Source organism: Candidatus Bipolaricaulis anaerobius (assembly GCF_900465355.1).
GTDB classification, from domain to species: domain Bacteria; phylum Bipolaricaulota; class Bipolaricaulia; order Bipolaricaulales; family Bipolaricaulaceae; genus Bipolaricaulis; species Bipolaricaulis anaerobius.
On the sequence record NZ_LS483254.1, the window covers coordinates 530524 to 542782 of the forward strand.

The 12259-nt window shown below is 69.4% G+C and carries 11 protein-coding genes and 1 pseudogene; 11 read left to right on the forward strand and 1 reads right to left on the reverse strand.

Translation table 11 applies throughout. The features are described from left to right. Window positions 1–41: 41 nt before the first annotated feature. On the forward strand, window positions 42–578 hold the full coding sequence (locus BARAN1_RS02630; RefSeq protein ID WP_157959405.1) for a CDP-alcohol phosphatidyltransferase family protein: 537 nt from the start codon (window positions 42–44) through the stop codon (window positions 576–578). Here the strand turns inward: BARAN1_RS02630 and BARAN1_RS02635 are convergent. After that, a complete protein-coding gene (locus BARAN1_RS02635) occupies window positions 511–1395 on the reverse strand; it encodes an RluA family pseudouridine synthase (RefSeq protein WP_157959406.1) in 885 nt (294 codons plus the stop codon). The two genes, BARAN1_RS02630 and BARAN1_RS02635, sit on opposite strands and share 68 nt — an antisense overlap. A gap of 23 nt (window positions 1396–1418) precedes the next feature. Between BARAN1_RS02635 and rimP the strand changes: the two genes are divergently transcribed. From rimP to rnc, 10 genes and pseudogenes are all read left to right on the forward strand, one after another. Then, window positions 1419–1877: a ribosome maturation factor RimP gene (gene rimP / locus BARAN1_RS02640; RefSeq protein ID WP_122030770.1), complete on the forward strand. Its 459-nt coding sequence runs from the start codon at window positions 1419–1421 to the stop codon at window positions 1875–1877. Then, a complete protein-coding gene (nusA, locus tag BARAN1_RS02645; RefSeq protein ID WP_122030771.1) occupies window positions 1874–2821 on the forward strand; it encodes a transcription termination factor NusA in 948 nt (315 codons plus the stop codon). The genes rimP and nusA overlap by 4 nt, the downstream gene beginning before the upstream one ends. Beyond that, a complete protein-coding gene (locus BARAN1_RS02650; protein ID WP_162297735.1) occupies window positions 2772–5579 on the forward strand; it encodes an efflux RND transporter permease subunit in 2808 nt (935 codons plus the stop codon). The genes nusA and BARAN1_RS02650 overlap by 50 nt, the downstream gene beginning before the upstream one ends. Before the next feature lie 28 nt (window positions 5580–5607). Beyond that, window positions 5608–7227, forward strand: a complete 1620-nt coding sequence (gene rny / locus BARAN1_RS02655; RefSeq protein ID WP_122030773.1) for a ribonuclease Y — start codon at window positions 5608–5610, stop codon at window positions 7225–7227. 9 nt (window positions 7228–7236) lie between these two features. Then, a pseudogene (locus BARAN1_RS02660) lies at window positions 7237–7485 on the forward strand (stage V sporulation protein S); the annotation flags it as partial. Window positions 7486–7657: 172 nt separating this feature from the next. Next, on the forward strand, window positions 7658–10129 hold the full coding sequence (locus BARAN1_RS02665; RefSeq protein WP_122030775.1) for a tetratricopeptide repeat protein: 2472 nt from the start codon (window positions 7658–7660) through the stop codon (window positions 10127–10129). Beyond that, on the forward strand, window positions 10126–10755 hold the full coding sequence (locus tag BARAN1_RS02670; RefSeq protein WP_122030776.1) for a MazG nucleotide pyrophosphohydrolase domain-containing protein: 630 nt from the start codon (window positions 10126–10128) through the stop codon (window positions 10753–10755). The genes BARAN1_RS02665 and BARAN1_RS02670 overlap by 4 nt, the downstream gene beginning before the upstream one ends. Beyond that, window positions 10748–11020 (forward strand): hypothetical protein, encoded by a 273-nt coding sequence (locus BARAN1_RS02675; protein WP_122030777.1) that lies wholly within the window; start codon window positions 10748–10750, stop codon window positions 11018–11020. Before BARAN1_RS02670 ends, BARAN1_RS02675 begins: the two co-directional genes overlap by 8 nt. After that, window positions 11017–11535 carry a YqeG family HAD IIIA-type phosphatase gene (locus BARAN1_RS02680; RefSeq protein WP_122030778.1) on the forward strand — a complete coding sequence of 173 codons (519 nt, stop codon included), beginning with the start codon at window positions 11017–11019 and terminating at the stop codon, window positions 11533–11535. The genes BARAN1_RS02675 and BARAN1_RS02680 overlap by 4 nt, the downstream gene beginning before the upstream one ends. After that, a complete protein-coding gene (gene rnc, locus BARAN1_RS02685; RefSeq protein WP_122030779.1) occupies window positions 11532–12224 on the forward strand; it encodes a ribonuclease III in 693 nt (230 codons plus the stop codon). Before BARAN1_RS02680 ends, rnc begins: the two co-directional genes overlap by 4 nt. The last annotated feature ends 35 nt before the right edge of the window (window positions 12225–12259 follow it).

Here is a 12259-nt window from a genome sequence, read left to right on the forward strand (position 1 = left end):
GGCGGTTGGCCTCCCCCGCGAGCGAGGGTACCATGCTGGGGATGACGCTCGCCAATGCCCTCACCACGCTGCGGGGGCTGCTCGCGGTGCCCACCGTAATCGCTGTCCTGGGCGGCCACTGGCAGGCCGCCCTCATCCTGTTCCTGGTCGCGCTGGCGACGGACATCCTCGACGGCTGGGTAGCGCGGAAGGGCCATCAGGTCACGATCGTGGGCCAACTCCTCGATCCCCTGGTGGACAAGGCATTCTACCTCGCCCTCTTCTCCGCCCTCGCCGTGGTGGGTCGGATCCCGTACTTCGGGTTGGGCCTGTTCGCTTTTCCCCAGCTCGGACTGGCGGTGGGGGCCCTCGTTCTGTGGCAACGGCGACAGGAGTTCGTGGCGGAGTGGCCCGGGAAGGCCGCGGCCGGGCTCACTGCGCTCGCGGCCGGCCTCCTCCTCCTCTCCCCCCGTACGATCGGCGTGTTCTGGGGCGCGGTGGGGGGACAGTTCATCGCGGGGGTGTACTACCTCATCCGCCGAACCACGACGCGAACTCCGGCGGAGGTTCCGCCTCGCACTCCATCCATGCCCCGCTAGCGGGGTGGCGGAACCCAAGCCGCCACGCGTGGAGGAGCAGCGGTCCCCCTCCCCTCCCGTAGAGGGGATCGCCGACGACGGGGTGCCCGATCGTCGCCAGGTGGACCCGAATCTGGTGGGTCCGTCCCGTGCGGGGCCGGACGACGAGCAGGGCCTCGTCCTCCCGCCGGCCGAGGACGGAGAACTCGGTGTGGGCGTCCTTCGCCCCCCCGATGCGCATCCGCCATGGTCGGGCGCCATCGCGCCCGATCCGCCCGGCGATGGTCCCCTCGTCCACCGCGAGGGCCCCGTGCACGACCGCGAGGTACTCCTTGTTCACCGTGCGCGCCCGGAACTGCGCGATCAGCCCCTCCAGCGCAACCGGGGTCTTCGCCACCACGAGGGCCCCCGTCGTGGCGGCGTCCAACCGATGGACCACCCCCGGCCGGTTGGGGGCAGCGGGGGCAAGGGGCCCTCGGGCGAGGAGGATGGACACCACCGACACCGTGGTCCCAGGCCCTCCCGGGTGCACGGGGAGCCCGCGCGGCTTGTTGACCACGATCAGATCACTGTCTTCGTACAGGACGGGGATCGCAGCCGGGGTGGGGACGATCCCCGGCCCGCTCCAGGTCACCTCGATCTCCTCTCCGGCCCTCAGCCGGCGCGACCGGGAGGGCGTCCTTCCTCCGATGTGGACCGCTTCGCTCGCGATGAGTGACTGGGCCTGGGATCGGGGGATCGCCAGCCGGCGCGCGAGCAGCCGGTCCAGCCTCTCCCCGTCCTCGCCCTCCCCCACGAGGATGCGATCTCTACGAATTCCGCTCGTTGTGTCCGTCACTGACGGCAAGTATAATCCTCAACATGGAGGGGGTTCAGGAAAAGCTCGATGCACTCGTGCACCAAGGCGCGGCCGCGGCCGACCTGGAGGTGTACCACTGGGAGCTCCGCCGGGCCGGGGCCCGGGTCTACCTCACCGTGCAGGTGGATCGTCCCGGGGGCGTGACGGTGGACGACTGCGCCCGCGCCAACCGGGCGATCGGTGCCCTGTTGGATGAGGCCGATCCCTTGCCCTCGTCCTACCTCCTCGAGGTATCGTCCCCGGGCCTGGAGCGTGGGCTGTGGGAGCCGCGCCACTACGCCCAGGCGGTAGGGAAGCTCGTTCACATCAAATTGAGACCGGAAGGGACCCAGCGCGGGCGGCTCGTCCGCGCGACCGCGGAGGCGGTCACCGTCGAGAGCGATGGCGTGGAGGTCGCGATCCCGTTCGCGCGGATCACGGGTGCCCGCCTCGTGTACGAAGGGGAACAGGGGCGGCGATGAACGTCGAGTTCCTGGAGGCGATTGAGGAGATGGCCCGCGCGCGCGGCCTTGACCGCGAGGTCGCGTTCGTCGCGATGGAGAAGGCCATTGCTGCTGCCTACCAGGCTAAATTCGGGGGCGAGGAGCCGCCACCGGTGGAGATCGATCGGCGGTCGGGGGACGTCCGCGTCAATGGGGAGATCTTCGACCTCGTCCGGGAACTGGGGCGCATCGAGTCCCGCCGCGCTGAGGACTTCTTCCGCCGGGAGATCCTCCGCCATCGGCGGGAGGGCCTCTACGAGATGTACGCCTCCCGGATCGGGGAGATCCTGAACGGGTTCGTTCATCGGTTTGAAGGCCGCGATGTGTGGATCAACTTGGGCGAGGTGGAGGCGCTGCTCCCGAGCGAGGAGCGGATGCCCACCGAACGGTACGTCCCTGGCCGTCGGCTGCGCACCTACCTCTACCGCGTGGAGAAGCTCCAAGGCGATCCGCGGATCTACGTGTCCCGGGCCCACCCCGATTTCGTGGCCAAGCTCCTCGCCCTCGAGGTGCCGGAGCTGGAACAGGGGATGCTCGAGGTGGTGAAGGTGGCCCGGGTGCCGGGCACGAAGTCGAAGGTCCTCGTGCGGGGGGTGGATCCCCGCATTGACCCGGTGGGGAGCTGCATCGGCCCCGGCGGGAGCCGGATCCGGGCCGTGAGCCGGGAGCTCTCCGGGGAGAAGGTGGACATCGTGCGCTGGAACGAGGATGTGCGGCAAGTGATCCGGGGGGCCCTTGCCCCAGCCAGCACGCTGGAGATCGAGCTCGACGAACCCGCCAAGAAGGCCGTCGTCACCGTGCCGGGGAGCGACATCTCACTCGCCATCGGTCGCGATGGACACAACGTGGAGCTCGCTGCCAAGCTCACCGGGTATGCCATCACCATCCGCACGCCGTCCGGGGAACGCGCCCAAACCCGCTAAGCCTCCCCGGCTGCGGGACCGACTGTTCGCGGCCCTCGCCACGGCCTCGACCCGTTGGCCGTGGCTCATCGTTGCCCTGTTCGTGGCCCTCGCGGCCATGTCCTACGTCTACGTCCGCGATTTTCGCATTCGCACGGACTACCTCGATCTCCTCCCCCAGCAGGATCCCCTTGTCGTCAAGTTCCAGTCCGTGGAAGAGGAGATCGCGAGCACGGATGTGATCGCGGTCCTCCTCACCCTCGTCTCCCCGCCGCCGGACATGGCCGAGCGCGAGCGGGCCCTCATCGCGGCCGCGGAGCGGGTGATCGGGGAGCTCGATCTGGGGCCGTCCTCGGATCTCATCTCCGCCTCGTACCGCGTTGGGGAAGGGATCGTTGTCCCCCCCGAGCTCCTCATCTTCCGAACCCTTTCTCCGGCTGAGCTCGAGCGGCTGCGGGAGATCGCCCGTGAGGTTCAATCCCAGTTGCCGGCCCTTCCCCCGGCCCGATCGTTCGCGGAGATCCTGGCTACGGTCACCACCGCCGAGGCGACGGACCCCGCGGCGGTGCGGGCCGCGCTCAGCGAGCTCGTGGCCACCGGGCACGCCGCCCGGGATCTCCTGGAGGGGATCCTCGCGGGGCAAGAGCTGGTCGCGGAGGCCGCGACGATCGCCCGGGCCGTCAAGGACCGACCCGCCCCCCAGGAGAGAGGTGAGCCGATCCTGTCGCGGGACCGTAGCCGGCTGGTCCTCCAGATCTGGCCGTCCCGTCGGCCGACGGAATCGCTTGAGTACAACCGGGCTGTCTCCGTCGCCGTGCAGGAGGCGGTCGCGCGTGCCCAGCTGGGGGACCTCGGGGTCGAGGCGGGGATCACCGGGGCCTACGCGATGACGGTGGAGGCGGAGGACACGATCCGCCAAGACATGAACCTCGTGACGATCATCTCCACGGCGGCGGTGTTCAGTTTGCTGTTTGCCATCCTCCTCAAGCCGTCCCTGTGCCTGGCTGCCATCATCCCCATCACGCTCTCCGCCCTGTTCACCATGGCGTGGGCCAAGCTCGCGGTGGGGGGGTTCAACCTCCTCACCGTGTTCCTGCCGGCGTTGGTCATCGGGCTGGGGGATGACTTCTGCATCCACATCCTCTCCCGGTACGTCGAGGAGCGGGCCCATGGGAAGGACGTGAAGGGGGCGCTTGCGATCGCCGTGCGCACGAAGGGGGGAGCGTGTTTCACGGCCGCGGCGACCATCGCCGGGGTATTCGGCTGTCTCCTCCTCTCCCATTCCCGCGCCCTGTGGGAGATGGGGGCGATCATGGCGGTGGGGATCCTGTTCCCGCTCGCCGGAGCCCTCCTCCTCACCCCGGCTCTGGTGGCGTTGACCGTGCGCGACCGCCGCCCCCCCCGGAAGCGGTCCCTGGGGTCCACGGCGCTCCTCCACTCCGCCTACCGCCGCTTCCTCCGCCTCCGGCCGGGCGTGGTCGCGGTCGGCCTGATCCTCACGGGATCCATCGTGTACCAGGCAACGCAGGTTCAGTTCAAGTTCGCGTCGAGCGATCTGGCCCCGGTCACCCCAGCGGTGACGGTGCTGTCCACCCTCAACCGTGAGTTTGCAAGCGAGGTCTGGCTCGGCGATTCGTTCCAGTTCTTCGTTGACCGGCCCGAGGATATCGCCCCGCTGGAGGAGGCGCTCGCCAGCCACCCCTTGGTCCAGGCCACGGTATCGGTGCGGGACCTCCTCCCCCAGGAGCTCCTCGGGGGCGAGATCTCGATCCTCAACCTCCCCGTGGGCGAGGTGCGAAGCGGGGTGGAGGATCTCGGGGAGACGCTCGCCCGCTGGGATGCCACCCTCGGCGCGCTGCAGAACCTGATCGTTGACCTCGCCCAGCTGGAGTTCCTCGCCCTCCTCCAGGGGCGCCCGGCGTTGGCGGAGGCGCTTTCGGCGGGGAGCGATGATCTCATCGCGCTCCTGTGGGAGCTGGAGGGCGTGGATGCCCCGACCGAGCGGGCGCGACTCGAGGAGATCGCGGGGGATCTTGGGGCCCTCGAAGAGCTGGTGGCGAGGGTGACGGCCCTCCCCCCAGAGCCACAGCTCTTAGACCAGATCCTCGCCCTCCTCCCGGCGGAAGTGCGATCGCAGTATGGGACAAAAAACGGGCGGTACATCGTCGAGGCGAGGATGGCGCCCACCCTCTACCAGGGCCGCAACCTCCAGGAGTTCCTCGACTGGGCGGATGGGCTCGGCGTGGAGCGCCTCGGGCTCCCGGAGGTCGGCGCCCGGCTCGAGGAGTACATGAAGCGGGACTTCCTCCTCTCCACTGTCCTCGCGGTGGTGATCATCTTCCTCCTCGTGTGGCACGACTTCCCGCGGCCCTCCGAGGCAGCCCTCGCTCTCGCCCCGTTGGCGATGGGCTATGTGTGGATGCTCGCCGGGATGACCCTCCTCGGGGTCCAGTTCAATTTCACCAACATCGCCATCTCCCCCCTCCTCATCGGGATTGGGATCGACAGCGCGGTGGTCCTCCTCCATCGGGTGGCCGAGGAACGCGCTGCGGGGGGGGATGCCGTGGCCCGTGCCGCGGCGACGACCGCCATCCCCATCGCGTTCAGCTCGCTGACGACGATGGCGACCTTCGCCGCGCTCCTCACCGCCCGCACCCCGGGGCTCCGCCTCCTCGGCACCTCGGCCCTCCTCGGACTGGGGTTCACCCTCCTGTGGAGCCTGACGTTCCTCCCCGCTGCCGCCGCCCTGCTGGTTGAGAAAGAGGAACCGAAGGAATAAAGTGCTCTCTACCGAAGGAGAAGATCGTATGGCCTGGATCGGTTGGCTGGGAGCTGTGGTGTGGGCCGTGCCGGCGTGGGCGCAAGCCCAGGCCGCGAAGGCGCCTGTCCAGCCGGGCGCGCCCTTCCCCTGGCTCTCCATTGGGATCGCCCTCGCCGCCCTTGCCGTCGGGGTAGCGCTCGGGCTCCTCTTCGCCCGCCTCCGCCACCGCCACGTGAACCGCCGGGCCGAGGTGATCCTGAGCGAGGCCCGCGGGGAAGCGGAACGGGTTCACCGGGAGCGACTCCTCCTCACCCAGCACGAGATCGAGGAGCTCAGGGAGCGAGAGGAAGAGCGCCTGCGCAAGAAGGAGGCCGAGCTCGCCCAGCTCGAGGAACGCCTCCGCCAGCGCGAGGACCGGATGGAGAAGAAGGTCCAGTACCTGGAGACGATCGAGGCCTCGATCCGCCAGGACGAGGCGGAGGTTGCCCACCTCCTCGAGACCGGCCGCCAGCTCCTCGCCGAGGAGCGGGCGCTTTTGGAGCGGCTGAGCGGGCTCACGGAGGAGGAGGCCAAAGAGTACCTTCTGAAGCTTGTGGAGGCGGAGTCGGAGCGGTACTTCGCCCGCAAGATCAGCGAGGTGGAGCGGCGCACGACCCAGGAGGCGGAGCGCCGGGCTCGTCGCATCCTCGCCAATGCTGTGCAGCGCTACGCCCTCGACTACGCGGAGGAGGCCACGGTCACCACCGTCCCCCTCCCCAGCGACGAGTACAAGGGACGCATCATCGGGCGGGACGGGCGCAACATCCGGGCGTTCGAGGCCCTGACAGGGATCGAGGTCCTCGTGGACGACACGCCGGAGGCGGTCGTCCTGTCCTCATTCCACCCCGTGCGGAGGGAAGTGGCCCGCATCGCCCTGGAGAAGCTCCTCGAGGACGGGCGGATCCACCCCGCCCGGATCGAGGAGACGGTGCGCAAGGCAAAGGACCGCGTGGAGGAGGCGATCCTCGAGGCGGGGGAGAAGGCCGCCTTTGAGGTGGGGATCGAACTCCCGAGCGACCTCATCCAGCTCCTGGGCCGCCTCCACTTCCGGACAAGCTACGGCCAGAACCAGCTCCAGCATGCGCTCGAGGTGAGCTTCCTTGCCCGGCTCCTTGCCGAGGAGATCGGGATCGACCCCAAGCCCGCCAAGCGGGCGGGGCTCCTCCACGACATCGGGAAAGCGGTGGACCACGACGTGGAAGGGCCGCACGCCCTCATCGGGGCCGATCTGGCCCGGCGGGCGGGGGAGCCATGGCCGATCGTGAACGCGATCGCTGCCCACCACGGCCAGGCGGAGCCGGCGACCGTGACCGCGGTCCTCGTCCAGGCCGCGGATACCCTGTCCGCGGCCCGCCCCGGGGCGCGCCAGGAGACCTACGAACGGTACTGCCAGCGGCTGGAGGAGCTGGAGAAGATCGCGTCCGCCTATCCCCTGGTGAAGGAGGCCTACGCCATTCAGGCGGGGCGGGAGGTGCGGGTGATCGTGCGGCCGGAGAAGACGACGGATGACATGGCGGCGAAGCTTGCGTATGATATCGCGCGCCGGATTGAGGAGCAGGTGCAGTACCCCGGGGAGATCAAGGTGACCGTCATCCGTCAGGCTCAATTTGTGGACACGGCCCGCTAAGGAGGAACGGTGAACGTTCTCAAGATCGCAGCGACCTCAGCAGCCAGCCTCGCCGCCGGGGCGGTGGCGAACACGTTCCGCGAAGAGGGGATCGCTGAGCTGCAGGCCATCGGCCCCAAGGCGGTGAACCAGGCGGTGAAGTGCATCGCCATCGCCCGAGGGTACGTCGCCTCCAGCGGGGTGGACCTGTACTTCGTCCCCTCGTTCGTGGAGGTGGACGTGAGCGACGAGACGAGGACCGGTATCCGGTTCACCGTCCGGTCGCGAACCCCGGTGCCGATCCTCCGCCCCCGCCGCAAGGAGGCCCCTCCTTCTCCCCCGGAGCCGCGCCAGACGGGAGAGTGGAACGACATTTGATCCCTACGTGCGCGGGATCGGGCGGACGGGGAGGAAGGCGCGTGACCAAGGACGGGCAGGGGGATAAGAATCCATGAACTTCTTCAAGCGACATCAGAAGATCATCATCTGGCTGCTTGTGATCGGGTTCCTGGCGTCGATCGTCGTCGCCGGGGGACTGCGCTGGCTGAGCTCGCCGCCGGAAGGGAGCGCCGAGGAGACGATCCTCCTCGTGGACAGCAAGAAGGTGACCCGCGAGGAGTTCACACGGGTCTACGGGAACCTCATCGACTATTACACGCAGCTGTATGCGATGTACGGCCTGGATTTTGAATCCATGTTCCAGGGGGCGGAGGGGGCGTTCCGGATGCTGCCGTACATGGCCCAGGCCGCAGAAGAGATCGTGCGCTCGGTCATCCTCGACCAGGCAGCGCGGGAGCTCAAGGTGACGATCGCCAAGGCCGAGCTGGACCAGGCGGTGCGCGCGCAGTACCAGACCGTGCTCACGCAGTACGGGCTCACCGAGGAACAGCTCAAGGAGCTCCTCGAGTATCAGGGTTCGACGCTGGAGGCGTACAAGAAGGACCTCGCGACGAGCCAGGAGGCCCAGTTGCGCGAGGAGCGGGTGCGCCAGCTCGTGGTGGGCCCCATCGAGCCGACGGAGGCCGATCTCCTCGCTTACTACGAGGCGAACCAGGATCGGTACCAGACTGAACCGGAGAGGATCCGGGTCGGCCACATCCTCGTCCGCGAGGCGAAGCTCGCCGATGAGCTCCTCGGGCAGGCCGCCGCTCCCGATGCGGACTTCGCGGCGCTGGCCCAGGCCCACTCCCTCGATGAGGCGACGAAGGAGACCGGAGAGACGGACTGGTTCTCCTACTCCTCGTCCCCGTTCTCGGACAAGGTCACCGACGCGATCTGGTCGGCGGAGGTGGGGCAGGTCAAGCTCGTGGACGACGACGAGGGGTTCCACATCGTGAAGCTCCTCGCGCGGCAAGAGGCGGTCGTCCCCCCGTTCGCCACGATCCGCGACACGGTGAAGTCGGATTACATCCGCGACGGGGAGACGAAGCGCTGGGATAGCTGGTACACCGCGCGCCGGGAACGGATCGAGGTGAAGGCCCTCGATCCGGTCCTCTCCGCCGCGGTGGCGTATGGATCCGACAAGGCCGCGGCCCTGGCTGAGCTTGAAGCCGCCCGCAGCGCTGGCACGTCCGACGATCCCTACCTCACCTACTACATCGGGCGCCTCCACGAGGAACTCCTCACGGAGGCAGCGGCGAAGAGGATCGAACTGGAGGGGAAGGAGGGGCGCACTGCGGCGGAGGAGGAGGAGCTTGCCCGCCTGCGGACGGAGGAGGCGCACCACAAGGAGCAGGCCATCGCTGCCTACCTTGCGTTCATCCAGACGGGGATAGGCGACGAGGCGTTCTTCCAGCGCCTGCTCTCCCTCGCCCCGGAGAGCGCTGAGGCGCGGTACGCCCTCGCCGAGATGTACCGCCAGGCCGGGAAGTGGGTCGAAGCCGAGACGGAGTACCGGCAGGCGATCGCGCTGCGGCCGACGTTCGTGGAGGCCTACGTCGGCCAGGGGGACGTGCTGATGGCCCTCAACCTCTACCGCCCCGCGAGCGAGGCCTACCGCCACGCGCTCGACCTCCAGCCGGGCAATGTCACGCTCAGCCTGAAGCTCGCCACGGCGTACGTGAAGGACAACCAACCCTCCCTCGCCGAGCCCTTGCTTCAGGACGTGCTTTCCCGCGAGCCGAACAACGCCACCGCCCTCACCCTGGCCGGGGATCTCCTCCTCGCCCAGGGGGACACGGCGGGGGCGATCGCCCGCTACGATGCGGCGTACAAGCGGGGTCTGACCGCGGATGCCCTCCTCAAGCTGGCGGGGGCGTACCTCGCCGCGGGGCAGACCGGGGAGGCGAAGAAGAGGTACGAGGACGCGATCCGCCTTTTTCCGTACCGTCCGGAGGGGTACCTCGGCCTGGGCGACGTGCACCTCGAGCTGGGGGAGCAGGGCAAGGCCCTCGACTCCTACCGCCAGGCCCTCCAACGCGCGGCCGCGGTCTCGCTCAAGGAGACGATCGCCCGCAAGATCGTGGACCTCGACCCCAGTGACCTCCGCACCCGCTTCCTCCTCGCCGGGTACTTCCGCGACCAGTACAAGTACGATGGGGCGATCCCCCAGTACGAAGCGATCCTTAACCTCTCCCCCGGGAACCTCGATGCCCTGATCGGGCTGGGGGACTGCTACCTCGCCAAGGTCCAGTACGATCGGGCGCTCGATTACTACCGCCAGGCGCTCGACGTGGCGACGACGCCCCAGCAGAAGCTCTCCATCTACACCCAGATGGTGGCGGTCGAGGAGGGGAGGGCAGGAGGCACGTTGGGACCGACGGGGCTTGAGTTCCTGTGGCAGCGGGCCCAGCTCTACGCCGAGCTCGGTCGCTCCGAGGAAGCGGTGGCGGATCTAAAGCGCATCCAGACGGCCGATCCGTCCTTCCGGTCGGCCGAAGTGGCCGCCCTCCTCACGAAGCTCACCCTCCCCCAGCCGCAATGAGCGGGTCCCGTGATCCCCTCCGGGCGCTGGAGGAGCTGCTCGAGGTGATCGCCCGCCTCCGCGGGCCGGAGGGATGCCCGTGGGACCGCGCGCAGACCCACCGCACGCTCGTCCCGTACCTCATCGAGGAGGCGTACGAGGCGGCGGAGGCGGTGGCCGATGGGACGGCGGAGGAGATGCAGGACGAGCTAGGGGATGTCCTGCTGCAGGTTCTCCTCCACGCCCAGCTCGAGGCGGAGGCGGGGAGGTTCGGGATCGGTGAGGTGGCCGATGCCCTGCGGCGCAAGCTCGTGCGGCGCCATCCCCACGTGTTCGGGGAGAAGCAGGCTTCGACGCCGGACGCGGTCCGGGTGCAGTGGGAGGAGATCAAGGGGGAGGAGGGGCGCTTCCGGCGCGAGCGACGGGGGCCGACCCTGGTGAGGGCGGCGAAGTTCGTGGAGGTCCGCGAGGCGGAAGGGAGGCCGATCCCCGTTGGCACGCGGCTGCGCCTCCCGGAGGACGTGGCCGATCCGGAGAAGCTGGTGGCGGAGATCCTCGTCGAGGCTGCCGCCTTGGCGCGGCGGTTGGGCTGCGATCCCGAGCTCTCCCTTCAGCGATTCCTCGCGCGGGAGGAGGCCGATGGGTAGCCGGTTCACGGCGCTGCAGGCCCTTCCGCGGCCGTCGGACGCGGTCACGATGTGGGTGGAGACCGATCCAGACGCGATCCACTTCCTGGACGCGGTGTTCGCCGCCGGACCGGGGGTGGGCAACGTGCGCCGCGAGTACCGTGATGAGGGCCCCCGACGGATGTTCAAGCTGTTCGTCGCCCCCGGGGCAGAGGACGAGGCGATGCGCACCCTCCGCGCGGCGGCGCGGTTCGTCCGCGTGGGGGAGGTCCGGATCGAACGGTGAGGTGGGCACATGCGGACCACGTGGCACGCTCGGTCCACGAGGTGGACTACAACCGCCTTCTCCGTGACGGAATCCAGGCCATCCTCTACGACCTCGAGAACACCCTCTGCCGGTGGCAGGAGTGGGAGCTCGACGAGCGGACGCGGGCCCTCCTCCACCGGTTGGGCGAGCAGGGGGTCGCGCTCGCCGTGCTCACGAATGCCGCCCTCCCCCCCGGCCATCCCCTCGTCCGGGAGCTGGAGGGAGGGGGGGTGGTCGTGGTCACGAGGGCGCGCAAGCCGCTCCGTCGCGGGTTCCAAACCGCCCTGTGTCGCTTGGGGGTCGACCCGGGGCGGGCGGCAATGGTGGGCGATCAGGTGCTGACGGACATCCTCGGTGGGAAGCGGGCGGGGTTGGTCACCGTCCTTGTGGACCCGCTCGGCCCTGATGAATCGCGGCTGACGAAGATCAACCGTCGACTGGAACGGCTCCTCGGCCGCCGGTCCCCCGCGGGGGGGGCATCCGCCGCCCCATGACCCGCCCCCCGCCGCTTCTCGCCCTCCTCGGCCGGCTGGGGCTGGACCTGCCGGACGACGTCCTGCGCACTGCGGTGACCCACGATTCGTACGCCAACGAGCACGGGGGGGAGAGCAACGAACGCCTGGAGTTCCTCGGCGACGCGGTCCTCGACCTCGCCGTGGCCGATTTCCTGTTCCACCTCTTCCCCGAGCGGGACGAGGGGGAGCTCTCCAAGCTGCGGGCGGTCGTAGTGTCCCGGCCGGTGCTGGCGGAGGTTGCGGCGGGCCTGGGGCTGGGCGAACTCCTCCTCCTCGGGAGGGGGGCGGAGGAGGGCGGGGCGCGGGACCGGCCTTCGGTCCTCGCCGCGGCGCTGGAAGCGGTGGTCGGGGCAGCGTTCCTCCACCATGGCTACCCCGCGGCGCGGGCCCTCGCGGAGGCTCTCCTCGGCCCGCGGATCGCCGCCCACGGGGCGGAGGGAACCCCCGACTACAAGTCGCTCCTTCAGGAACTGGGTCAGGCCCGGTTCGGGGAGCTCCCCCGCTACGAGGTCGTCGCCACCGAGGGGCCGGAGCACAAGAAGGTGTTCGCGGTGCGGGCCTCCCTCCCGGCGGGGGAGGCCGTCGGCCGCGGCCGGTCGAAGAAGGAGGCCGAACAGGCAGCGGCGAAACGACTCTACGTCGGGCTGACCTCCCCGGGAACGGACTGAGCGGCCTCCCCCGGTCTGCTCGGGCGTCCCGCGGT

What these genes read in the sequence shown, in the direction of transcription:
- rny (WP_122030773.1), top strand. Translation starts at nt 5,608, where the DNA reads ATGGCCTGGATCGGTTGGCTGGGAGCTGTGGTGTGGGCCGTGCCGGCG.
- nusA (WP_122030771.1), top strand. Translation starts at nt 1,874, where the DNA reads ATGAACGTCGAGTTCCTGGAGGCGATTGAGGAGATGGCCCGCGCGCGC.
- rimP (WP_122030770.1), top strand. Translation starts at nt 1,419, where the DNA reads ATGGAGGGGGTTCAGGAAAAGCTCGATGCACTCGTGCACCAAGGCGCG.
- BARAN1_RS02630 (WP_157959405.1), top strand. Translation starts at nt 42, where the DNA reads ATGACGCTCGCCAATGCCCTCACCACGCTGCGGGGGCTGCTCGCGGTG.
- BARAN1_RS02650 (WP_162297735.1), top strand. Translation starts at nt 2,772, where the DNA reads ATGCCATCACCATCCGCACGCCGTCCGGGGAACGCGCCCAAACCCGCT.
- BARAN1_RS02675 (WP_122030777.1), top strand. Translation starts at nt 10,748, where the DNA reads ATGGGTAGCCGGTTCACGGCGCTGCAGGCCCTTCCGCGGCCGTCGGAC.
- BARAN1_RS02670 (WP_122030776.1), top strand. Translation starts at nt 10,126, where the DNA reads ATGAGCGGGTCCCGTGATCCCCTCCGGGCGCTGGAGGAGCTGCTCGAG.
- rnc (WP_122030779.1), top strand. Translation starts at nt 11,532, where the DNA reads ATGACCCGCCCCCCGCCGCTTCTCGCCCTCCTCGGCCGGCTGGGGCTG.
- BARAN1_RS02665 (WP_122030775.1), top strand. Translation starts at nt 7,658, where the DNA reads ATGAACTTCTTCAAGCGACATCAGAAGATCATCATCTGGCTGCTTGTG.